Raw genomic sequence first — 22811 nt, forward strand, 5'->3', positions numbered from 1 at the left:
GCCCTCGTCGCGGTCCTCGTCCTGGTCGTGGGGGCCCGGGGGCGGCCGCGCACGGCCGGGCGGGTGGGGTTGGGGGGGTGCGCGGCGGTCGTGCGGGGGCGGCGGTGGGGGGGGGCGCACGGCCGCGCCCCGGGGGGGGCGCCCCACGGCCCCGGGCGCTACTCGACCTCGAAGGGGAAGTCGTCGGTCACGCCGATCTGGTCGTACTGCATCTGGGAGGGGTCGAACCCGTCCTCCCAGTTGCCGTTGGTGACCTCGTTGCACTGGTAGGACTGGTAGGACTGGTCGGTGGTCTTGCCGACCTCGATGTTGGAGAAGGCGAAGCCGCAGCCGCCCGCGTCCATGTGGATGCCGCGGGTGCCGCTGTCGGGCATCGCGCCGGCGGGGTCGGGGATGACGTCGCCGATGACCATCTGGTCGACGGTGTTCTGCACGGGGTGCGGCTCCTGGTTCGCGACGCCGTAGGTGTAGAAGGCGCCCATGTCGCCGGAGTCGAGTCCCGCCTGGTCGATCCGGATGTACCGGAACGTGTTGTTGTCGGTGTACTGGTCGCCGTCGACGACCTCGGGGCGGGACTCGAGGCTGATGCCGTACCGCGCGGAGTGCTTGACGTTGACGTGCTCCACGAGGTTGTCGCCGGTGCCCATGAGCTCGATGCCGGAGGCGTCGCCGGGCACGAGCTCGCCGACGTGGTCGATGTAGAGGTTGCGGAACGTGTGGGCGTGGGTGAGGTCGCCCTCGCCGGGCCAGCCGCCCTCGACCTTGATGCCGTCCGCGCCGATGTTCTCCAGCAGGGAGTTCTCGACCGTCAGGTGGTCGTTGGCGAACAGGGCGTAGACGCCCATGAAACCGGTGTCGCGGATGTGCATGCCGGTGAGGGTGATGTTGCTGGTGTTCTCGAGGGTGACGGCGCCGAACCGGTTGCGGGGCATCTCGATCTGCCGGTCGTACTCGGGGTACTTGTGCGGCTCGCCCGAGTCGCCGGCGCTGATCCACCCGGCGCGGTACCAGTCGACGAAGTCGGAGTACTGCACGCCGAGGCCGTCGAACGTGATGTCGTGCGCCTTGTCCTCGGGGGAGTCCCCCTTGATGTCCACGAGCTTGGCCACGGTCGGCCGCATGATGGTGACGTCGTCGATGTCGCCCCGCGGCATGTAGTACAGCTCGCCGGCCTCCCGGTCCACGTAGTACTCGCCGGGCTGGTCCAGGAACGGCATCGCGTTCTGGATGTAGTAGCGCGACCCGCTGCGGCTGTTCACCAGGGCGTACCGCGACCAGTAGTCGAACGTCGCGAAGCCCTTGCGGTAGTCCGCGCCCCCGATCGGGATCGTGTCCGTGAACCAGCTCCAGGACCCGCCGGACCACACCGTGATCTGGGCGTCCTTGAGCGGGTTGCTGTCCGCGGTGTCGTCCCACGCCGGGTCCCAGTCGCCGTCCTTCCAGTAGAGCCAGGAACGGACGGCCTCCTTCTCGGGCTCACCGAGGACGGAGAACAGGTACGGGGCCTGCGTGTCCTCCGAGGTGCGGTTGGGGTAGCGCGCCAGCTCGGAGCGCTCGCCGTCCTCGAACAGCGTGTAGAACTGCTGCTCGGGGTCGAACGTCGTCTTGTAGATGCCGTCCTGGTAGGGCTCCCAGCCGGTGACGGGCTCGGCGCCGACGAGGTTGGCCTTGCCGGGGCCGTCGGCGGAGCGGTAGATCACCTGGTGGCCGTTGGTGCCGGAGTCCTTCTCGGTGAACTCGATGGTCTCGTCGACGGGGTAGTCGCCCTCGGCGAGGTTGACCACGATGTCGCACCTCATCTTGCGCTCGTGGTTGAGCCCGAGGTCCTGGATGTGGTCGCGGGCCTGGTCGAGGCTGGCCCAAGGTCCCTTCTGGGTGCCGTTGCCGCGGTCGTCGTCCCCGTCGGGGGAGACGTAGAACTGGGGGCACTTCTTGCCCTGCGTGCTCGCCGCGTACGGGTCGAAGGCCGTGGCCCCCACCCCGACCGCGGCGACGGCGCTGATCGCGACGACCGCCGCCGTGCCGGTCCTGATCCATCGTCTGGACATCGGTGTCCTCTCCTCGTGAGTGGTGCGGGTGTGGCAGGTGGGTGGTCTCAGGCGGTCGGCCGGACGACGTAGGTGGCGCCGCGCCGCGTCCCGAACACGGCCAGGCCGTCCTCGGGGCGTTCGACGGCGACCGGTCCGCCCGGTCCGACGACGCGCACGGGCGCGTCGGTGCGCAGGCGGACCGTGCGGCCGAGCAGCGAGCGCACGCGGGCGTGGTCGAGGCGGCCGGAGGACCAGGTCATCGTGATCTCGAAGCCTCCGCGGGTGCGCAGGCCGCGCACGCGCCCCTCGGGCCAGGCCTCGGGGAGGCACGGCAGCAGCCAGACCTCCCCGGAGTGGGACTGCAGGAGCATCTCGTTGATCGCCGACGTGCCGCCGAAGTTGCCGTCGATCTGGAACGGCGGGTGCAGGTCGAACAGGTTGGGCGCCGTCCGGCCGGGGGAGAGCAGCTGCGTGAGGTGCGTGTAGGCGCCGTCGCGCTGCAGGAGCCGGGCGCGGATGTTCATCTTCCAGGCCAGGGACCAGCCGGCGGTCACCGCCGGCCCGCGCAGCTCCAGCGAGCGGTCGGCCGCGGCCGCGAGCTCGGGCGTCCGGCGAGGCGTGATCTGGTCGCTGGGGAACACTCCCCACAGGTGGGAGACGTGGCGGCTGGTCTCGGTGGCCGCGTCCTCCCAGTCGATCAGCCACTCCTGGAGCTGGCCGAGGTAGCCGACCTGGTTCGGGGGCAGCTTGTCGCGCGCGGCGAGGGCGGCCACGGCGGTCTCGCGGTCGAGGCCGAGCTCCCGCGACGCGTTGTCGAACGCCGTGAACAGGTCGCGCAGGATCTGGCAGTCCATCGTCGGCCCCGCGCAGAGGCTCACGCCCTCGTCGTCGTCCTCGTGGTGCTTGAGCTCGGGGGAGTGCGACGGGTTCGTGACCAGGTAGCCGGTCGCGTCGTCGACGACGAGCGTGTCCAGGAAGAACTCGACGGCGCCGCGCAGCACCGGGAAGTACTCGCGCAGGGTGTCGAGGTCGCCGGTGTACTCGTAGTGCTCCCAGAAGAGGAGCGAGAGCCACGCGCCGCCGGTGGGCCACACCCCGTAGAAGGCGTGGTCGACCGGGGCGGTCCCGCGCCACAGGTCGGTGTTGTGGTGGGCCACCCACCCCCGGGCGCCCCACATCTTCTGCGCCGTCCGCGCCCCCGACTCCGCGAGCTCCTCGATCATCGCGAACAGCGGTCGCCAGCACTCCGCGAGGTTCGCCGGGCCGGCGGGCCAGTAGTTCATCTCGCAGTTGATGTTGAGCGTGTACTTCGACTGCCAGGCGGGCAGCATCTCCGCGTTCCAGAGCCCCTGCAGGTTGGCGGGCTGGCCGGGCGTTCGCGAGCTCGAGATCAGCAGGTAGCGGCCGAACTGGTAGTACAGCGCGGCGAGCTGCGGGTCGCCGCCGGCGCGGAACGCCGCCACCCGCTCGTCGGTCGGCAGGTCCGCCGCCGACGACGCGCCGAGATCGAGGTCCACCCGCCCGAACAGCTCCTGGTGGTCGCGCACGTGCGCGCGGCGCAGGACACCGAAGCCCTTGACGCTCGCTCGCTCCAGGGGCGGCCCCGCCTGCTCGAAGGGGTCGCCGCCCACGTCGAGATAGCTGCGGTGGCTGGTGCCGATCGTGACGAGCAACGTGACGGCATCGGCACCCCGGACCCGCAGCGACGCCTCGTCGCACACCACGGACCCGCCCTCGGCGACGGCCCGTGCCAGGGCGACGAACCGCACCTCGCCCTCGAGCCCCTCGGCCTCGCCGGAGCGGCCCTCGAGGGCGAGCGTCCGGCCGTCGTGCGCCAGAGTGGTCGTCTCCTGGAGCGACGTGAACGCGGCGTCGACCGAGACGGCCCCCGGCGCGTCCGCGCGCAGCCGCACGACGATCGCCTGGGCGGCGTGGCTGGCGAACACCTCGCGCGTGTGCCGCACGCCGTCGGCGACGAACGTCGTGGTGGTCACCGCCGTGGTGAGGTCGAGCGAGCGGCGGTACTGCGCGACGTCGTCCGTCAGCCCGGGGAACGTGAGGTGCAGGTCGCCGACGGGCTGGTACTGCATCTGCTCCGTGGGGCGGCCCATGAAGCGTGCGTCGGCGAGCCGCTGGGCGTCGGCCCAGCGCTCCTCCGCGAGGAGGCGCCGGATCTCGGGCAGGGCCTCAGCGCCGCCGGGGTCGGCGTAGTCGTGCGGCCCGCCCGCCCAGACGGTGTCCTCGTTGAGCATGAGGGTCTCGGTGGCGACGCCGCCGAAGACCATGGCGCCGAGCCGGCCGTTCCCCACCGCGAGCGCCTCGAGCCACGCGGCCGCGGGACGCGGGTACCAGAGCTCCAGCGGGTCGGTCGCGGCGTCGTCCGGGCCTGCGTCCCCGGCGGCGGCCTCGGCCGTGTCGGCGCGGGAGCCGCCCGCCAGCACGACCGCGCCGGCCGCCGCGGCTCCGCTCGATCTCAGCAGGTCTCGTCGGGTGAACGAGGTCATCGCATCCACATCCCTCTCGTCGTCCGTCTCGTCGTCGAGGCCACGAAAGGTCGAACGGCTGCCCGTGCGGTCGGGCGTCGTCGCCTTCGGTACCGGAACTGCAGGGTGTCGCTGGAGTGCTCTCGCGGCCGGTGGAGGCCGGGCAGCCCTGCCCCGCCGTCCTCGCGTCCCGAGGTGCTCAGGGATGCGGTGCCGCGATGGATCGAATGTAGTACATCACATGTAGTACAAGTCAACAGGTCGAGAAGAGGCCCGGTCCTCCGGGCGGCGGCGTGACCGTCGCGGGGAGGGCCGGGCCTTCGTGGTCGGCGAGGCCTCGTCGGGCCGGGCTACTCCTGGGGGCGGCGCCGCGCCCAGGACGACGTGATGTGGTCGCGCATCGCGGCGTCCGCGCCGTCGCCGTCGCCGGCGGCGAGCGCCTCGAGGATCCGCGTGTGGCCCTCGTGCGTCGAGCGGACGTCGTCGACGCTCGGGGTGCCGCTGTACTGCGGGGAGTGCAGCGCCTTGCCCTGCACGCTGGAGACGATCGCGCGGCCGAAGGCGTCGTGGGAGGCGCGGTGGATCAGCTCGTGGAACTCGAGGTCGACCCGCGCGTACGCCGTGGGGTCGTCGATCAGGTCGGCGAGCTCGTCGAGCTTCGCCGCGAGGGCGGAGCGCTGCTCGGCGTCGAGCAGGCCGGCCGCGCGCCGTGCCATCGCGCACTCCAGGGTGGTGCGGATCTCGATGAGGTTGTCGAGATAGACGAGCCGGTCCTCGCGCTGGAAGAGCGCGTCGAGGACGAGCGGGTCGAGCAGGCTCCACTGGTCCTGGTCGAGCACGATCGTGCCCCAGCCCTGTCGTGATGCGACGAGGCCCTTCTCCACCAGGGCCGTGGTGGCCTCGCGGATCACCGTGCGGCTGACCTCGTACTGCTCGCAGAGGGCGCCCGCCGGGGGGAGCGCGCTGCCCGGGGGGTACTCGCCGACGACGATCGCCGTGACGAGGCTCTTCACCACCGCTGCGGCGAGCGGCGGGCGGTGTCGCTGGGGGCGGGGCACCGCTCCGGCGGTCGAGGGCGTCGTTGTCATGTCGTCCGGGCTCCGTTCTGCGTCGCGGCCTGCGCTGACGGCCACCCCGAGCGTAGCGGAGGCTTGCGTACTCATCACTCGTATCATAAGTTATGACTCAGCCGACAGGCTCGACGAGGCGCTGGCACCCAGCCGCTGCACCTCCCACGACCCGGCCTCGAGACGCGCGCCGACGGCGGCGCGTGCGGAGTAGGAGCAGCGGATGCGCATCACGGGATACCGGACCCTCACCACCGTCCACCGATGGGGGCGCCCGGTGGGCGACGTCAACGGCGTCGTCGCGGACGGGGTGACCGAGGTGCCGGTCGTGCTCCTCGAGACGGACGCCGGCGTCACCGGCGTCGGCCTCGGGGCGAGCGGCAACCTCGACCTGGTCTTCGGCGCCCTCGACGGCCAGGACCCGCGTGCGGTGACCGCGCTCTACGACCGCATGCTCGCGTTCGTCTTCAAGTCCGGGCACGCGGGCAGCACGTTCGGCACGATCGGCGCCTTCGACATGGCGCTGTGGGACCTCAAGGCGAAGCTCGCCGACGAGCCGCTGTGGCGCACCCTCGGCGCGGCCGACCGGTTCGTGCCCGCGTACGCGTCCGGGCTGGAGTACGCGCTGCCCGACGACGCGCTCGTCGAGCTCTACGAGCCCTGGGCCGAGCGCGGCTTCACCGGTGCCAAGGTCAAGGGCGGCCTCGACGTCGACCGCGACGTCAAGCGGCTCGCCATCGTCCGGGACGTCCTGCGCGAGAACACCGACCACCCCGACCTCATGTACGACGTCAACGAGGCCTGGGGGCGCCACCAGGCCGTCCGGTTCGCGCGCCGCGTCGAGGACCAGGTCGACCTCATGTGGATCGAGGAGCCGGTGCGCCGGTGGGACGTCGCCGGGCACCGGGCCGTCGCCTCGGAGCTGCGCGCCGCGGTCGCGACCGGGGAGAACCTCACCGGCCTCGAGCAGTACGGGCCCCTGCTCGACCGCGACGCCGTGGGCGTCGTGCAGGCGGGCAGCGTCTGGGGCATCACCCACTTCCTGCGGGTCGCCGTGCTGGCGCTCGGCCGGGACCTGCCCGTGAGCCCCGTCGGCTACAACGCCAACCCGGTCGCCCACGCGTCCGCCGCGGTGCCCAACCACCTCGTCACGGAGGTGCAGGACCTGACCTGGCCGGTCGGGCTGCACGTGGACCAGGAGATCCAGGACGGCGGCATCGTGCTGGGCGACGCGCCCGGCCTCGGCATCGAGGTGGACGAGGAGCTCATCGCCACCAACCGCGAGTCCGGCACGTGGGCCGTCCCGTCGGGCCCGCACGTGCGGCCCGCGGACGCCGGCCTGCGACTCGCGCGCCGGCGCGCGGGCGAGCAGCGATGAGCCCGAGCCCCCGGGCGGCCGGCGCGCGTCCCCGTGCCGTCCTGGCCTTCGACCCGCCCGAGCTCGTCGAGGGGATCTTCGGGACCGACGGCCTCGAGCGCCTGGGCGCGGTCGTCGACCTCGACCCGGAGGTCGTCGTCGAGATCGGCTCGGAGGCCGCGCGCGCCCGGCTCGCCGGGGCCGAGCTGCTGGTCGCCGGCTGGGGCGCTCCGCCCGTTCCCGCGGACCTCGTGCCGCGGCTGCGGGCGGTCGCCTACGCGGGCGGCGTCGCGCGCACGTGCCTCGCGGACCCGGCCGTGCTCGCGGCGCGCGGGGTGGCGGCGTCGAACGCCCGGGCCGCCAACGCCGTGCCGGTCGCCGAGTACGCGCTGGCGATGATCCTGCTCGCGAACAAGAAGGCGCACGCCGCCGAGCGGGCCTACCGCGAGCGACGCGCGGCGCCGGACGCCGAGCGCCTCCTCACCGGCGCGGGCAACTACCGCCGCACGGTGGGGATCGTGGGGGCCTCGCTGGTCGGGCGCCGCGTGGTCGAGCTGCTGCGGCCGTTCGACCTCGACGTGCTGCTGTACAGCCCAGAGCTGTCGCCCGGCCCGGTGCCGGGCCTGCCCGGGGCACGGGCGACGGGCCTCGACGAGGTCGCGGCGCGCAGCGACGTCCTGTCGCTGCACCAGCCGCTCACCCCCGGGACGGCGGGGCAGATCGACGCACGGGTCCTCGGCCTGATGCCGGACGGCGCCACCCTCGTCAACACCGCCCGGGGCGGCGTGGTCGACGGCGCGGCGCTGCTCGCCGAGCTGCGCACCGGCCGGATCGACGCGGTGCTCGACGTCACGGATCCCGAGCCGCCGGCGGCGGACAGCGAGCTGTGGAGCCTGCCGAACGTGGTGCTCACGCCGCACCTCGCGGGCTCCACGGGCGCGGAGCTGCGCCGGATCGGCGACTCCGTCGCGGCGGAGGTCGAGCGGTTCGCCCGTGGGCTGCCGTTCGCGCACCCGGAGGAGCTGGTGGCGTCGTGACGACCGAGGTGCGCGAGGATGCCACCCGCAGCAACGAGGCAGGAGGACGCATGGCGGCAGGACAGGCCGGCCCCGACGTCGCGGCGCTCGCGCGCTGGATGCGCACGTGGGTAGGCGACGAGGGGCAGATCCGGGGCTTCCACAACCACAGCGTGTGGGGCACCAACCCGGCGACGTTCGTCGACTTCACCAGCGGCCACCAGGCGTTCTCCGCCCCGGCCACCGCGGCGTTCGGCGAGGTGCTCGGGCGGTACCCCGACGACCGCGGGCTCGACCTGTGGCGGCGGATGATGCTCTTCCAGGCGCGGGCCGTGCAGGACGACGGGCAGTTCCGCCACATCGGGTTCCAGGTGGGCGAGTCGGCCACGGCGGGCCTGATCCACAACATGGTGGGCTGCCTCGGCCTGCTGGAGGGGCTGCGGCACGCCGGGCACCTGCTGCCCGCCGACGAGCGCGCCGAGGTGCTCGCGGCCGTACGGCGCGACCTCGACGCGTGCCGCGTCTACGGCGGCGGCCGGCCGACCCCCGACGGCACGGTGAACCAGGAGTACGCCCGGGTCTGGGCCAAGCTGCGGTACGAGGAGCTGAGCGGCGACGACGTCTACGCCGCCGAGCTCGAGGACGACCTCGACGCCCTGGTGCGCCTCAGCCACGTGCGCGGGGTGCCCGACGGCGCCTCGGTGGGCGTCTTCCGCCAGCCGACCGACCGCGAGGGCGGCGGCATCCTCGAGCCCGCCGAGTACTACGGGCTCATGGTGGTGCCGCTCGTGCTGGGCGCGCGCCGGTTCGGCCGCCCAGACCTCCTGGAGGAGGCCGTCGCGATCTGCCGGCACGTCGCGCGCTCCGCGTGGACCGACGACGCGGGCTGCACCCGCTTCCACCGCTACTGGTACGTGCGGGGCGACACGCACCTGCTCTCGACCACGCCGATGCTGGTCGCGGGGATGGGGCTGAGCCTGTACGGCATCGAGGAGGTGCTCGCCGACGTCGACGTGCCCGAGCTGGGCGAGTTCCGCGACGCGTGCCTGCGCACCTACGCCCGCTACCAGTCGCCCGCCGGCCCGTTCGTGTCGGCCACGGGCTGGCACCACGAGGCCGACGTCGCGCCGAGCACCGCCTGGCACGCGCACGACCTGCTCTTCCTCGCCCGCCACGCGCTGGCCCGGGGCGACGTGGACGCGTCGTTCTGGGACGCGGTGTTCGCGGACCCCGACCGGCAGGCGGTGATCCTGTCGGACCGGGCGTTCTGGGCCGAGGACGGCGTGCACTGGTGCATCCTCAGCCCGTACACGGCCGGGGACCTCAGCATCTTCGGCCGCAAGGACCGCGACACGTTCGCGCGGTCGTTCTTCGCCTGGACCGACAAGGAACCGCTGCCGGCGGAGCTGGAGTACCCCGACGCGCCGGCGTTCTTCGTCGCGGACGAGGGGATCTTCCGGATCGACGACTCGGACCGGCCGACGGACGTGACCGTCGTCGGCCCCGTCCCCTTCCGAGGCCGGCTCGGCTAGGGACTGGTGGCCCGCCACCTCTCACATGTAGCATGTATGACAAGTGGTCCTCGTCCTCGAGGACGACGCACCCACCCAGGGAGACAACGATGTCAGCAAGGTTTCGGCGCGGGGCGATCGGCGCCTCCGCGCTCGGGCTCGTACCCGTCCTCGCCCTCACGGCCTGCAGCTCCGACGACGGCGGCGGCAGCTCGGGCGGCGGCGACCAGGTGCGGATGCTCGTGAACATCACCGACAACCTCACGCAGGCGAAGTGGGACGAGCTCGTGGCCCCCTTCGAGGAGGAGACGGGGATCGACGTCAAGATCGAGGGGCCGAGCGGCCAGTCGGTCGCCGAGACGTTCCCGACGCAGCTCGCCGCCGGCACGGCGCCCGACGTCATCCAGTCGGTCTTCCCCACCGAGGACACGGCGCCCGAGATCCTCGACCTGTCGGAGTACGACTGGGCCCAGGACACCCCGATGGCCGACCTGTACTCCACGGACGGCGCCATCAACGTGGTGGGCGTGGGCATGCAGGCCCAGTCGCTCCTGTACTACAACAAGGACCTCTTCGAGAAGGCCGGCATCACGGAGCCCCCCGCCACCTGGGAGGACATGGACGCCGCCCTCAAGGCCCTGCAGGACGAGGGCGTGAAGAAGCCGATCGGGTTCGCCTCCGAGTGGGCCACCGGCGTCCAGGTGCAGGAGATCTGGCACCCGCAGCAGAACCTCACCACCCCCGGGTGGCAGCAGGCCGTGGCCGGCGGCTCCTCGACCCTCGGCGACCAGTTCCAGCCGATGTTCGAGCACGTGGCGGACTGGATCGACGCCGGCTACACGACGGCCGACGACGTGGCCACGGACAGCGGCACGCAGGAGGCGAACTTCATCGCGGGCGACGTCGGGATCTACCCGATGGGCTCCTGGTTCACCACGACGCTCGCCGGCTCGCCGCCCGAGTTCGAGGTCGGGATCTTCGCGCCGCCGGTCGACGACGCCGCCGACCAGCCCGCGCCGATGGGCGCCACGATGGCGTTCCCGTACATGGTCTGGAACGGGACGCAGGCCAAGGACGCCGCCACGCAGCTCGTCGAGTACCTCGTGACCGACGAGGACGCCATCGCCACCCAGGCGGAGATGGACAACTTCAACCGCGAGGGCCTGGACACCAGCGCGAACGAGTACGCGGGGCAGGTCCAGGAGCTCATCGACGCCGCGCCGTCGTTCGTGGTGCCCGGCAACCAGACGGTGGGCGACTTCGCCCTGCCGGTCGCCGGGTTCAACGAGAAGTTCACCGAGGTCGCGCAGGGGCTGTGGCAGGGCACGTCGCCCGCCGACGCCGCCGCCCAGCTCACGGCCTGGTACGACGCGGAGGCAGCGGGCTGACATGGCTCGAGCGAGGACGGCACGCGTGCTGGGGAGAAGGGGCGCGCTGGGCCGGGGCCTGATGACGGTCCCGGCGGCGCTGGTCTACATCGGACTCATGGTGGTGCCCGTCGGGTACGCCGTCTACTACTCGTTCACCGAGTACAACGGCATCCCGACCCAGGCGCCCGAGTGGGTCGGGCTGAAGAACTACACGCGGATCTTCACCGACCCGACGGGCGACATGCACTCGTCGCTGTGGGTCACCGGGGTCATCGCGGTCGTCGGGGCGTTCGGCGTCAACGTGATCGCGCTCGGTCTGGCGCTGCTACTGCGGCGGACCACGCCCTTCACCGCGTTCGCGCGCGCCGTGATGTTCTACCCGCACGTGCTGTCGGCCCTCATCGTGGGCTTCCTGTGGCAGGCGATCCTGGGCCCGCAGGGCGCGGTGAACAACCTGCTCACCGGGTCGGGCCGGTCGGCCCTGCCGTTCCTGTCCGACCCGGACTGGGCGCTCGCGACGATGATCGCGGTCATCGTGTGGGCCCAGCTCGGCGTCCAGCTCGTGCTGTACCTGGCCGGCCTGCAGGCCGTGCCGGCGGACCTCCAGGAGGCGGCGACGCTCGACGGCGCCGGCCGCGTGCAGGTGTTCCAGCACGTCACGTGGCCGGCGCTCGCCCCCACCGTGACGGTGACGATCGTGACGTCGGTGCTGTCGCTGCTCAAGGTCTACGAGGTCGTGCTCGGCCTGACCAACGGCGGGCCCGGCGACGCGACGCAGACCTGGGCCTACGAGATCCTCGCGGTCTCCTTCGCCAACAACAAGGTGGGCCTGGCGTGCGCCCAGGCGGTCCTGCTGATCGTCGTCGCCGGGATCCTGTCGTTCACGATCATCGCGCTGCGCAGGCACGCCGAAGAAGGGGCGGAGGCGCTGTCATGAGCCTGTCGGGCAGCCGGACGGCGCGGTCGCGCGCGACCGTGCGCACCATCGCGATCGCGGTGCTGTCGGTCGCGATGCTCGTGCCGCTGTACATCGTCGTCGTCAACGCGTTCAAGCCGCAGCAGGAGATCCTGCTGTCCCCGCTCGGGTTCGACCCGGCCACGGCCACGACCCAGTTCCTGCAGGACGCATGGTCCAACCCGAACTTCCCGGTCGTCGCCGGCTACGCGGTGACGCTGTTCCTCGTCGTCGCGTGCAACGTCGTCGCGATCGGGGTCTCCGTCCCCACCGCGTACGTGATCGCCCGCACCCCGACGATCCTGTTCCGGGTGCTGCTGATGTTCTTCGTGGCGGGCATGTTCATCCCGGCGCAGATCATCCTGGTGCCCGCGATCTTCGTGCTCAAGGCGCTGCACCTCATGGGGACGCTGCCCGGCCTGGTGCTCTTCATGTCGTCGACCATGATCCCGTTCACCCTGTTCATCTTCACCGGGTACATCCGCATGCTGCCGCGCTCGCTCGACGAGGCGGCGGCGATCGACGGCGCGAGCCAGCAGCGCGTGCTGTGGCGGATCGTGTTCCCGCTCATGAAGCCGATCGTCGCGACGGCGTTCATCCTCAACGCGCTCAGCGCGTGGAACGACTTCGTCAGCCCGCAGCTCATCCTCGGGCCCGGGTCGTCGTTCCGGACCATCACCACCGGTGTGTACGCGGCCGTGTCCTCGTACACCACCAACTACGAGATCGTGTTCCCCACCCTGCTGCTGGCTGTGGTGCCGATCCTGCTCATCTTCGTCCTCATGCAACGGCACGTCATGAGCGGCCTGTCCGCCGGCGCGGTCAAGGGATGACCCGCGCACCTCACCTGTCCAGGAGAACCCGCATGACCCTCGACTTCACCGACCCGACGCAGGTCGCCCGCGCGATCCAGTACACGAACGTCAACCCCGACCTCACGCGCGACGGCGTGACGAAGCACCTGGAGACGTGCGCCGCCTACGGCTTCGACGCCGCGATGATCGCGCCGTACTGGGTGCCGCTGGCGAAGGACGTGCTCGCGGGGACCGGCGTCAAGGTCGCGTCCACGCTCAACTTCCCCATGGCCAACGACACCCCTGAGATGCGGCTCGCGGCCCTGCGCGCCCTCGTCACGACCGGGGTGGACGAGTTCGACTTCCCGCCGCACCCGGGCCTGCTGCTCGGCGGCGACGAGGACCTCTACGCCCGCGACATCGAGGACGTGGTCCGGCTCGCGCACGCCGAGGGCGTGGCCGTGAAGGTGATGCTCGAGTTCGGCTTCCTGCCCACCGACGACCTCAAGGCCCGCGCCACGCGGATCGCGTACGAGGCCGGGGTCGACTGGGTGAAGCAGTCGTCGGGCTGGGGCAAGGGCGGCCTGGAGGCCACCGAGCACGACGTGCGCCTGCTCGCCGCGAACATCGAGCCGCCCTGCCGGGTCAAGGTGTCCGGCAAGGTCAACTCGCTGGAGAAGATGCAGCGCCTGTTCGAGGCGGGGGCCGAGCTGGTCGGCACCAGCTCGGGGCCCGCGATCGTCGACGGTCTCGTCGGCGACCCCGACGCCTACTGACGTCCCCGGCGCACGGCACGACACGGAGGAGAGCGATGAGGCTCACGGTGGTGGGGAGCTATGCGAAGGCTCTCGTGATGACGGTCGACCGGCTGCCCGAGGCGGGGGAGACCCTGCTGGGGCGGGAGTACCGCGAGACGTACGGCGGCAAGGGCTCCGACATGGCCGTCCAGGCCGCTCGCCTCGGTGCCGAGGTCGCGTACGTCGGAGCGGTGGGCGACGACGCGCACGGCGCGGAGTTCCGCGCCCTGATGGCGGCCGAGGGGGTCGACGACTCGCGCGTGACGGTCGACCCGACGGCGCCGACGGGGGTCGGGTTCATCGTCAAGGACACGGCCGGGCGCAACCTCATCGTCGTCGACAAGGGCGCCAACGACCGGCTGCTGCCCGACGTGCTGGACGCGTCCGCCGACGCGCTGCGCGGGGCGGACGTCGTCCTCGCCCAGCTCGAGATCCCGCTCGGCTCGGCGCTGCACGCGCTGGGCGTCGCGCGGGACGCCGGCGTGGCGACGGTGCTCAACCCGGCGCCCGCCGTCGACCTGCGCGGCGTGGACCTCTCGGCGGTGGACGTCCTGACGCCGAACGAGCACGAGGCCAGGGTCGCGCTGGGCCTGCCGCCCGGTGACCCCACGCCGGTCGAGGAGCTCGCCCGGCGGCTGCTCGCCCTCGGGCCGCGCGCCGTCGTCGTCACGCGCGGGGAGGACGGGGCGCTCGTGGCCGATGCGGAGGGCGTGACGGCGGTGCCGACCGCGGCGGTCGACGTCGTCGACTCCAACGGCGCGGGCGACAGCTTCAACGCGGCGCTCGCCGTCGCGCTCGGGGAGGGGCGCGACCTGCGCACGGGTGCCGCCTTCGCCGGCGTCGTGGCGGCGCTGTGCTGCGAGCACTGGGAGACGGTGCCGTCCTACCGGACGCGCGCCGAGGTCGAGGGGTTCCTCGCCACCACGAGAGCCACGACGAAGGAGACGGCATGAGAAGCGGACGGATCCTGCACCCCGGGCTCGCCGGGGCGCTCGCGACGCTGGGGCACACCGACGTCGTGCTGGTCACCGACGCCGGGTTCCCCATCCCGAAGGACGCGCACCGCGTCGACCTCGCGCTGACGCGCGGGCACCTCGACGTGCGGACGATCCTGCGGGTGCTGCGGGAGGAGGTCTTCGTCGAGGAGGTGCACCTCGCCACCGAGGTGAAGACGCACCACCCGCGCCTGTACGGCGACGTGCAGGACCTCTTCACCGGCTCGGGCGCCACGTTCCACAGCACGACCCACGAGCACCTCGTCGAGCACTGGGCGCCGCGCGCCAAGGTCGTGGTCCGGTCCGGGTCGTTCGAGCCGTGGGCCAACTTCGCGCTCGTCGCGTCGACCGCGCCGTTCGAGTGGTTCGCCGACGACGACGTGACGATCCTGCCGGAGTACGTCGAGCGGCGGCGGCTGATCGCCGAGGGCGTGCGACCCGAGCTCGGGTAGCACGCACGCCCCCGGCGACCGGCCGGGCTCCGGTCGGGTGACCGTCAGGCGTCGTCGAGCGCCGCCAGCCAGTCGGCCCAGTACGCCTTCCACAGCTCGGCCTCGGCCGCGGAGCCGAGCCGCTCGTGGGTCACGGTGAGCCGCAGCCGGGAGCCGGCCGGATCCAGCGAGAACATCGCGACGCCGTGCTCGCCGTCGCCGTCGGACACGCCGAACCGCGGGCTCTTCACGCCCGGCCGGGACCGGGGTGCGAGCGTGAGGCCGGGGACCAGGTCGGCGCGGCCGGCCTCGTCGTCGAGCAGCGCCCGCAGCGCGTCGCGGTCGACGTCGGTCAGCCGCGAGCGGCTGACCGAGAACGTGCCGTCGGGCCGCTGGCCCGGCACGCGCAGGCCGGTGATGCGCTCGTAGCCGACGGTGACGGACTGCGCCCACCAGCCCGACACGCCGTGCGCGTCGACGAGCCAGGCGGCGACGGCGGTGTGCCCGGCGCCGCGGCCGGGCCCGGCGTCCACGAGCGCGACCCACTCGTCCCACCCGCGGCCCGTGCTCTCGCGGATCGTGTCGTCGGAGAGGTCGGGCTCCGAGACCCAGGCGCGGGTCCCGGCGGCGGAGGGCGGGGCGGCCTGGGCGAGGAGGGTGCGGCGCGCGGCGCCGTACTTCTCGCCGGTGGTGGCCATGCGCGCGCGGACGCGCTTCTTGAACGACTCCTGCGTGGTCATGAGGACTCCTGCGTGCTCGCTCGGTGCGCCACCCGCGGCTCGCGCCCGCCGGCAGGCACCGGTGAACACGGTGTCCTGACCGCGTCGAGCACTCGAGGTCCCCTCTGCCCCCACCGCTCGCGCGGTCCCGGCGGCGCGAGCGCCGGTCCCGGGGGTCGGGCGGGACGCGCCGCCCTGCCGACCAGCATAGGGGCCGCCGCCGCCCGCCGCCCGGGGCGGCGTCAGGCGGCGGGGGAGACCAGCGCGCGCAGCTCGTCGTGGGGCAGGTTCGCGCCGAACGCCGGGGTGCCGGGCTGGAGGCGCGCGCCGGCGGCCAACGGTCCGGCGACGACCGCGTCGAAGCCGAGGCGGTCGACGAGTCCGGCGACCTGCCGCACGTCGTCGGCGTCGTCCCCGGCCACGGCGATCGCCCGGCGCCCCGGCGCCCGGGCGGGCCGCGCCCCGGCGTCCAGGTCGTGGTAGCCCATGTGGTTGAACGCCTTGACGACCCGTGACGCGGGGAGGAAGTCCTGCACGAGCTCGCTCGTCGAGGTGGCCGGGTCGCTGAGGTCGGCCCGGTGCCCGTCCACCTCCCACCAGTAGTTCATGGCGTCGACGACGAGCGTGCCGGCCAGGGCGTCCACGGGCACGGTGCGGTAGCGGCCGAGCGGCAGGGCGAGGACGACGACGTCGGACTTCGCGGCGGCCTCCTGGGCCGTGACGGCCTGCGCCCCCGGGGCGAGCACCTCCACCGTCAGCGCGATCCTCGCCGGGTCGCCCGAGCCCGCGACGAGCACGCGGTACCCGGCGTCCACGGCCAGCCGCGCCAGGACCGTCCCGACCTTGCCCGCGCCGAGGATGCCGATCGTGGCGGGCGCGCCGGGCGCCGGCGACGGGGCGGTCACGCGGCGTCACCGTCCTCGGTGGTGGGCTCGGTGGTGGGCTCGGCGGCGTCCTGCGTCGCGGCGTGCTCGGCCACGAGCTCGCGGACCCGCGGGACCACCTGCGTGCCGTACAGCTCCACGTTGCGCAGCCGGGCCTCGGCGGGCTGCGCGCCGGTGGTGTAGATCATGTCGAAGCGGCCGACGCCGAGCTCGGTGACGGCGGCCGCGATCTTGCGGGCCACGGTCTCCGGCGACCCGATGTACAGCGAGCCGTGCGCCACCTCGGCGTCGTACTCCTCGCGGCGGATCGGCGGCCACCCGCGGGAGGCGCCGATGCGGTCGCGCTGGAGGCGGTAGTGGGGCCAGAAGATCTCGACGGCCTCCTCGTCGGTGTCGGCGACGAACCCGGGGGAGTGCATGCCGACCGGGTGCGCCGTCGTGCCGAGCTGGGCGGTCGCGCGCCGGTACAGGTCGACGTACGGCGCGAACCGGCCCGGCTCGCCCCCGATGATCGCGAGCATCAGCGGCAGGCCGTAGTGCGCCGCGCGGACCACGGACTGCGGCGAGCCGCCCACGCCGACCCAGGTCGACAGGTGGCCGGACTCCGTCTTGGGGAAGACGTCGGCGTCGCGCAGCGCGGGCCGGGTGGTGCCGGACCAGGTCACCGGCTCCTCCTTGAGGAGCTCGGTGAAGAGGTGGATCTTCTCCTCGAAGAGCAGATCGTAGTCCGCCAGGTCGTAGCCGAAGAGCGGGAACGACTCGGTGAACGAGCCACGCCCGAGGATGACCTCCGCCCGACCGTCCGAGAGGGCGTCGAGGGTGGCGAAGCGCTGGAAGACGCGGACCGGGTCGTCGGAGGACAGCACCGTCACGCCCGACGCGAGGCGGATGCGCTCGGTGCGCGACGCGATCGTCGCGAGCACGGTCTCCGGCGTCGAGATCGCGTACTCGGGCCGGTGGTGCTCGCCGAGGGCGACGACGTCGACGCCCACCTGGTCGGCGAGCACGGCCTCCTCGACGACCTGGCGGATCGCGGCGGCGTGCGAGACGAGCTCGCCGTCGGCGCCGACGGGGCGGTCGCCGAACGAGTCGAGCCCGAGCTGGAGCGTGGTCATGGTGCCCTCCTGTGGCGGTGTCGGTCGCCGGGGGTAACGTCGGAATTGACGTGTCAATTCCCAGCGTCGATCCACCGCGGCGGAGGCAGGCATGACCCAGGACCGGGACGGTGCGCGGCGCTCGCCGACGCTCGACCAGCTGCGCACCTGGCGCGAGTTCGTCGAGACCACGGACGCGCTGCGCTCGCGCCTGTCCGCGCGGCTCCAGGCCGAGTCCGGGCTCTCCTCGCCGGACTACGCCGTGCTGCTCGCCCTGCACGACGCCGACGGCCACTGCCTGCGGTCGTCGGCGCTCGCGGACGCCGTCGGCTGGGAGCGCAGCCGCCTGTCGCACCAGGTGGGGCGCATGGAACGGCGCGGACTGGTCGCCCGACAGGGCAGCCGGGCGGCCGGCGTCGCGCTCACCGACGAGGGGGCCGCGACGTTCCGCCGGGCGTCCGTCGCGCACCTGCGGGCCGTGCGGCACCTGTTCGTCGACGCGCTGACCGACGACCAGCTCGCCGCCGCCGGCGAGATCGCCGCCGCGCTGCGGGCCGCGCTGGACCGTCCGGGCGGCTGAACCGGCCGGTCGGCCGGGCGCGCGGCCGTCGGTGGCCCGTGCCACGCTCGTCGCATGTCCACCTCTCCCGGGCGCGCCCCGGTGACCCCGCTCGTCGACCTGCACGGCAGGTCCGCGTGGAGCGTGCTCCCGCCGCTCATCCTCGGCTTCTTCATGATCATGGTCGACACGACGATCGTGAACATCGCGATCCCGACCCTGACCGAGCAGTTCTCCGCCTCCCTCATCGAGGTGGGCTGGGTCAACAGCGCCTATCTGCTGTCGTACGCGGTGCTGATGCTCCTCGCCGGGCGGCTCGGCGACCGGTACGGGCAGAAGTCGGTGTTCATCGCCGGGCTGATCGTGTTCACGACCTTCTCGTTCCTGTGCGGGTTCTCCGGCAACATCGGCTCGGAGCCCGAGATCGGCTGGCTCATCGGCTTCCGCGTGGTCCAGGGCGTCGGCGCGGCGATGATGACGCCGCAGACCATGTCGATGATCACCCGCGTCTTCCCGCCCACCCAGCGCGGCGCGGCGATGGGCCTGTGGGGCGCGACCGCCGGCGTCGCGACGCTCGTCGGCCCGCTGCTCGGCGGCGTCTTCGTGGAGACGATCGGCTGGGAGTGGATCTTCTACGTCAACATCCCGGTGGGCGTCGCGGCGCTGTGGTTCTCGGTCGCGCGGCTGCCGCACCTCCCGTCGCACGGCACCACGATGGACCCGCTGGGCGTGGTGCTGTCCGTGCTGGGCCTCGCGGCCGTCGTCTTCGGCCTCCAGGAGGGCGAGAACTTCGACTGGGGCCACATCTGGGGGCCGTTCTCCGTGTGGACGCTGGTGGGTCTCGGCATCCTCGTGCTCGCGGTCTTCGTCTGGTGGCAGCACCGCCTGGGGGCGCGCGCGCTGCTGCCGCTGCGCCTGTTCCGGTCCCGGAACTTCTCCCTCGCCAACGTGGACGGCATGGTCGTCACGTTCGCGATGATCGGCATCTTCTTCCCGCTGACGATCTTCCTGCAGTCGATCCTGGGCCTGACGCCGATCAACGCGGCGCTCGTGATGATGCCCGGCTCGCTCGTGTCCGGCGTCGTCGCGCCGTTCGCGGGCCGGCTGTCCGACCGGGTGCCGGCCAAGTGGGTGGTCGCGGCCGGGTTCGCGGCCATCGCGGGCGCGGTGCTGTGGCTCGCCGCGGTGCTCGACCCGGACCTGTCGCCGTACGCGCTGCTGTGGCCCATGGCGCTGTTCGGCGTCGGCACCGGGCTCACGTTCTCCCCGCTGTCCAACCTGGCCACGTCGGGGCTCGACGCGCGCACGGCCGGCGCCGGCGCGGGCGCGTTCAACACCAACCGGCAGGTGGGCGGGGTCATCGGCTCCGCCGTCGTGGTCGCGACCCTCTCGGCGCGCCTCGGCGTCACCGTCCCCGCGGCCGCGCAGGACGTCGCCGCGCAGCTGCCCGAGCAGTACCGGCAGGCGTTCGTCGACGGCATCTCGCAGGCGAGCGGCAGCCTCGGCACGACGGCGGTCGGGTCCGTGCAGCTGCCGGACTCGGTGCCCGCCTCGGTCGCCGAGCAGGTCGGGGCGGCGGCCCAGCAGGCGTTCTTCGCCGGCTTCGCCGACGCGGCGGCGCAGACTCTGCTGCTGGTGGGCGTGGTGCTCGTCGTCGGGGTGCTCTGCGCGGCGGCGATGTCGCCCGTGCAGCACCGCGAGCCCGTCGCCGCGACGCGCTGACCGGCGGCCACGGGTCCCTCGCACGACGACGGCGCCGCCCCTCCGTGCGGAGGAGCGGCGCCGTCGTCACGTGCCGGGCGCGTCAGGCGCCGACGTCGTCCGTGAAGTCGACGTGCGTGGTGTCCTTCTCGACGAAGAGCGCCACGAGGGTGATGACGGCCATCACCGAGAGGTAGATGCCGACCAGCACCGGCGAGTCCGTGATGCCCCACAGCCAGACCGCGATGAACGGCGCGACGGCGGCACCGAGGATCGACGACACGTTGTACGCGATGGCGGAGCCCGTGTACCGGACGTTCCCCGGGAACAGCTCGGGCAGCATGGCGGCCATCGGGCCGAACGTCAGCCCCATGAGCGTGAAGCCGAGGATGAGGAGCGCCATGACGCCCGTCGTGCCGCCGCCGAACAGCGGCACGAAGAGCAGGCCGAAGACGGCGATCGCGGCCGTGACGACGAGGAGGTGGCCGCGGCGGCCGAACCGCTCCGCGAGCGGGCCGGACACCAGCGTGAAGATGCCGAAGAACACCACGCCGATGATCAGCATCCACAGGAAGTCGACCTTCGCGTAGCCGAGGCCGGGCGGCACGTCGGACGCGGGGGTGGTGCCGTACGTCAGCGTGAACGTGGTCATCAGGTAGAAGAGCACGTAGGTCGCCAGCATGATGAACGTGCCGGAGACGATCTTGCGCCACGAGGTGCGGAAGACGGCGGCGACCGGGACCTTCGCGACGGCGTCGGCCTCGACGACCTTCTGGAAGGCCGGCGTCTCGATGAGCTTGAGGCGCACCCACAGGCCGACGATCACGAGGACGGCGCTGGCGAGGAACGGCACGCGCCAGCCCCAGCTCTGGAACTGCGCGTCGCTGAGCGACGTGGAGAGCCCGATGAACACGAGGTTGGCCAGGATGAACCCGATCGGGGCGCCGAGCTGGGGGAACGTGCCCCAGATGGCGCGCTTTCCGGCGGGGGCGTTCTCCGTGGCCAGCAGCGCGGCGCCGCTCCACTCGCCACCGAGGCCCAGGCCCTGGCAGAAGCGGCAGAGCACGAGGACGGTGGGGGCGAGCACGGTCCAGCCCGGCGTCGAGGCGCTGGGGATGAGACCGATGACCACGGTCGCGATGCCCATGGTCAGGAGCGACGCGACCAGCGTGCGCTTGCGGCCGATCCGGTCGCCGAAGTGGCCGAAGAGGACCGACCCGACCGGCCGGGCGACGAACGCCGCGCCGAACGCGGCGAACGACGCGAGCAGCGCCGTCGTGCCGTCCTGGTTCGGGAAGAACAGCGCGGGGAAGACGAGCGTGGCCGCGGTGGCGTACGCGTAGAAGTCGTAGAACTCGATGGAGGTGCCGATGAGCGACGCGACGACGACGCGGCCGCGCGAGTTGACGGCCGGCGTCGGCGCGCTCGTGGCACCCGACGTGACGGAGGTGGTCATGGTCGACGACCGTACGACCGCTGTCCCGAATCATGAACAGTTGTCTCAAGATATGAATCGCGTCCCGCTGCGTGCCGGTGCCCGCCGCGTGAAGGTGTGGTGAACGTGAATAAGCCCGCCGGGGCGCGTGTTGGCACCACCGTGCCGGGCGAGGCAGGATCGACGGCGCGCTGGGACGACGGCATCGACCACGTCCCGGGACCACTGCATCCGTAACGACGGGACGAACACGACGACATGAACGATCTGCTGCACGTCAACGGCGGGACCCCTCTCGAGGGCACGATCACGGTGCGGGGGGCGAAGAACTTCGTCTCCAAGGCGATGGTGGCGTCGCTGCTGGGCGAGTCGGCGAGCGTCCTGCGCAACGTGCCGCAGATCCGTGACGTGGGCGTGGTCACGGGCTTGCTCGAGCTGCACGGGGTGACGGTGAAGTCGGACCCGGACGCCGGGATCCTCGACCTCGACCCGTCGAACGTGGAGTCGGCGCACGTGGCGGACATCGACGCGCACGCGGGCTCGAGCCGCATCCCGATCCTGTTCTGCGGGCCGCTGCTGCACCGGTTGGGTGAGGCGTTCATCCCCGACCTGGGCGGCTGCCGGATCGGCGACCGGCCGATCAACTACCACCTGGACATCCTGCGCCAGTTCGGCGCCGTGGTGGACAAGATGCCCAACGGCATCCAGCTGCGCGCCCCGCGCCGGCTGCAGGGCACGAAGATCTCGCTGCCGTACCCGTCGGTGGGCGCCACGGAGCAGCTGCTGCTGACGGCGGTGCGTGCCGAGGGCATCACGGAGCTGACCGGTGCGGCGATCGAGCCCGAGATCATGGACCTGATCGCGGTGCTGCAGAAGATGGGCGCGATCATCTCGGTGGATACCGACCGGGTGATCCGGATCGAGGGCGTCGACCGCCTCGAGGGGTACTCGCACACGGCGCTGAGCGACCGGATCGAGACGGCGTCGTGGGCGTCGGCGGCCCTGGCCACCGGCGGCGACGTGACGATCAAGGGCGCCACGCAGCCGGAGATGATGACCTTCCTCAACACGTTCCGGAAGGTGGGCGGCCGGTTCGACGTGCAGGAGGACGGGATCCGGTTCTGGCACCCGGGCGGGGACCTGGACTCCATCGTGCTCGAGACGGACGTGCACCCGGGGTTCATGACGGACTGGCAGCAGCCGCTCGTCGTGGCCCTCACGCAGGCCAAGGGCCTGTCGATCGTGCACGAGACGGTGTACGAGAACCGGTTCGGGTTCACCGACGCGCTGCGGAAGATGGGCGCGACGATCCAGGTCTACAAGGAGTGCCTGGGTGGCCGTGACTGCCGGTTCGGGCAGCGCAACTTCCACCACTCCGCCGTGATCTCCGGCCCGACACCGCTGTCCGCGGCGGACATCGTGGTGCCGGACCTGCGGGGCGGGTTCTCCCACCTGATCGCGGCGCTCACGGCCAAGGGGACCTCCACGGTGCGGGGGATCAGCCTGATCGACCGTGGGTACGAGTCGTTCCAGGACAAGCTCGTCGCGCTCGGCGCCGACGTCTCCCGCGGCTGAGGCGCCTCGACCACCGGGGCCGGGCGGTAGGCTCTGGC

The 22811-nt window shown here is 72.5% G+C and carries 19 protein-coding genes; 12 read left to right on the top strand and 7 right to left on the bottom strand.

Translation table 11 applies throughout. The annotated features are described in order from the left end of the window. Positions 1 to 158 precede the first annotated feature (158 nt). From ACFQ80_RS11665 to ACFQ80_RS11675, 3 genes are all read right to left on the bottom strand, one after another. Positions 159 to 2048: a right-handed parallel beta-helix repeat-containing protein gene (locus ACFQ80_RS11665; RefSeq protein ID WP_430563760.1), complete on the bottom strand. Its 1890-nt coding sequence runs from the start codon at positions 2046 to 2048 to the stop codon at positions 159 to 161. A gap of 47 nt (positions 2049 to 2095) precedes the next feature. Beyond that, on the bottom strand, positions 2096 to 4534 hold the full coding sequence (locus tag ACFQ80_RS11670) for a glycoside hydrolase N-terminal domain-containing protein (protein ID WP_430563761.1): 2439 nt from the start codon (positions 4532 to 4534) through the stop codon (positions 2096 to 2098). A gap of 329 nt (positions 4535 to 4863) precedes the next feature. Continuing rightward, the gene (locus ACFQ80_RS11675; protein WP_430563762.1) at positions 4864 to 5601 is read right to left on the bottom strand and encodes a FadR/GntR family transcriptional regulator; all 738 of its coding nucleotides are present in this window, start codon (positions 5599 to 5601) and stop codon (positions 4864 to 4866) included. Between the two features lie 202 nt (positions 5602 to 5803). Here ACFQ80_RS11675 and ACFQ80_RS11680 point away from each other — a divergent pair, with 202 nt between their 5' ends. The 9 genes from ACFQ80_RS11680 (at position 5804) to rbsD (ending at position 14827) form a co-directional block, all read left to right on the top strand. Next, positions 5804 to 6958 carry a mandelate racemase/muconate lactonizing enzyme family protein gene (locus ACFQ80_RS11680; protein ID WP_430550235.1) on the top strand — a complete coding sequence of 385 codons (1155 nt, stop codon included), beginning with the start codon at positions 5804 to 5806 and terminating at the stop codon, positions 6956 to 6958. Next, the gene (locus ACFQ80_RS11685; RefSeq protein WP_430563763.1) at positions 6955 to 7974 is read left to right on the top strand and encodes a hydroxyacid dehydrogenase; all 1020 of its coding nucleotides are present in this window, start codon (positions 6955 to 6957) and stop codon (positions 7972 to 7974) included. The genes ACFQ80_RS11680 and ACFQ80_RS11685 overlap by 4 nt, the downstream gene beginning before the upstream one ends. Positions 7975 to 8024: 50 nt before the next feature. Further along, positions 8025 to 9485: a hypothetical protein gene (locus ACFQ80_RS11690; protein WP_430563764.1), complete on the top strand. Its 1461-nt coding sequence runs from the start codon at positions 8025 to 8027 to the stop codon at positions 9483 to 9485. 89 nt (positions 9486 to 9574) lie between these two features. Next, a complete protein-coding gene (locus ACFQ80_RS11695; protein WP_430563765.1) occupies positions 9575 to 10852 on the top strand; it encodes an ABC transporter substrate-binding protein in 1278 nt (425 codons plus the stop codon). 25 nt (positions 10853 to 10877) lie between these two features. After that, a complete protein-coding gene (locus tag ACFQ80_RS11700) occupies positions 10878 to 11771 on the top strand; it encodes a carbohydrate ABC transporter permease (protein ID WP_430563766.1) in 894 nt (297 codons plus the stop codon). Next, complete coding sequence (locus tag ACFQ80_RS11705; RefSeq protein ID WP_430550230.1) at positions 11768 to 12622, top strand: carbohydrate ABC transporter permease; 855 nt, start codon at positions 11768 to 11770, stop codon at positions 12620 to 12622. Before ACFQ80_RS11700 ends, ACFQ80_RS11705 begins: the two co-directional genes overlap by 4 nt. Before the next feature lie 32 nt (positions 12623 to 12654). After that, positions 12655 to 13359, top strand: coding sequence for a deoxyribose-phosphate aldolase (gene deoC / locus ACFQ80_RS11710; RefSeq protein WP_430550229.1), 705 nt, complete (start codon positions 12655 to 12657; stop codon positions 13357 to 13359). 35 nt (positions 13360 to 13394) lie between these two features. Continuing rightward, on the top strand, positions 13395 to 14333 hold the full coding sequence (locus ACFQ80_RS11715) for a ribokinase (protein ID WP_430550228.1): 939 nt from the start codon (positions 13395 to 13397) through the stop codon (positions 14331 to 14333). After that, positions 14330 to 14827, top strand: a complete 498-nt coding sequence (rbsD, locus tag ACFQ80_RS11720) for a D-ribose pyranase (protein ID WP_430563767.1) — start codon at positions 14330 to 14332, stop codon at positions 14825 to 14827. The genes ACFQ80_RS11715 and rbsD overlap by 4 nt, the downstream gene beginning before the upstream one ends. Before the next feature lie 44 nt (positions 14828 to 14871). Here the strand turns inward: rbsD and ACFQ80_RS11725 are convergent, their stop codons facing one another. The 3 genes from ACFQ80_RS11725 to ACFQ80_RS11735 all read right to left on the bottom strand — a co-directional run bounded on the left by ACFQ80_RS11725 (position 14872) and on the right by ACFQ80_RS11735 (position 17524). After that, complete coding sequence (locus ACFQ80_RS11725) at positions 14872 to 15546, bottom strand: DUF4287 domain-containing protein (RefSeq protein ID WP_430563768.1); 675 nt, start codon at positions 15544 to 15546, stop codon at positions 14872 to 14874. A 221-nt stretch (positions 15547 to 15767) separates the two neighbouring features. Beyond that, positions 15768 to 16430 carry an NADPH-dependent F420 reductase gene (locus tag ACFQ80_RS11730; protein ID WP_430563769.1) on the bottom strand — a complete coding sequence of 221 codons (663 nt, stop codon included), beginning with the start codon at positions 16428 to 16430 and terminating at the stop codon, positions 15768 to 15770. Next, positions 16427 to 17524 carry an LLM class flavin-dependent oxidoreductase gene (locus tag ACFQ80_RS11735; protein ID WP_430563770.1) on the bottom strand — a complete coding sequence of 366 codons (1098 nt, stop codon included), beginning with the start codon at positions 17522 to 17524 and terminating at the stop codon, positions 16427 to 16429. Before ACFQ80_RS11735 ends, ACFQ80_RS11730 begins: the two co-directional genes overlap by 4 nt. A gap of 91 nt (positions 17525 to 17615) precedes the next feature. Here ACFQ80_RS11735 and ACFQ80_RS11740 point away from each other — a divergent pair, with 91 nt between their 5' ends. Both ACFQ80_RS11740 and ACFQ80_RS11745 read left to right on the top strand, forming a co-directional pair. Continuing rightward, positions 17616 to 18083: a MarR family winged helix-turn-helix transcriptional regulator gene (locus tag ACFQ80_RS11740; RefSeq protein ID WP_430563771.1), complete on the top strand. Its 468-nt coding sequence runs from the start codon at positions 17616 to 17618 to the stop codon at positions 18081 to 18083. Between the two features lie 54 nt (positions 18084 to 18137). After that, positions 18138 to 19784 (top strand): DHA2 family efflux MFS transporter permease subunit, encoded by a 1647-nt coding sequence (locus ACFQ80_RS11745; RefSeq protein WP_430563772.1) that lies wholly within the window; start codon positions 18138 to 18140, stop codon positions 19782 to 19784. 82 nt (positions 19785 to 19866) lie between these two features. On the opposite strand, the gene ACFQ80_RS11750 is transcribed toward ACFQ80_RS11745, so the two are convergent. Next, positions 19867 to 21219 carry an MFS transporter gene (locus ACFQ80_RS11750; RefSeq protein WP_430550221.1) on the bottom strand — a complete coding sequence of 451 codons (1353 nt, stop codon included), beginning with the start codon at positions 21217 to 21219 and terminating at the stop codon, positions 19867 to 19869. 237 nt (positions 21220 to 21456) lie between these two features. Between ACFQ80_RS11750 and murA the strand changes: the two genes are divergently transcribed. After that, the gene (gene murA / locus ACFQ80_RS11755) at positions 21457 to 22773 is read left to right on the top strand and encodes a UDP-N-acetylglucosamine 1-carboxyvinyltransferase (protein ID WP_430550220.1); all 1317 of its coding nucleotides are present in this window, start codon (positions 21457 to 21459) and stop codon (positions 22771 to 22773) included. Positions 22774 to 22811: the final 38 nt, after the last annotated feature.

Source organism: Isoptericola sp. NPDC056578 (assembly GCF_042793275.1).
In the GTDB taxonomy this organism is placed as follows: Bacteria; Actinomycetota; Actinomycetes; order Actinomycetales; family Cellulomonadaceae; genus Isoptericola.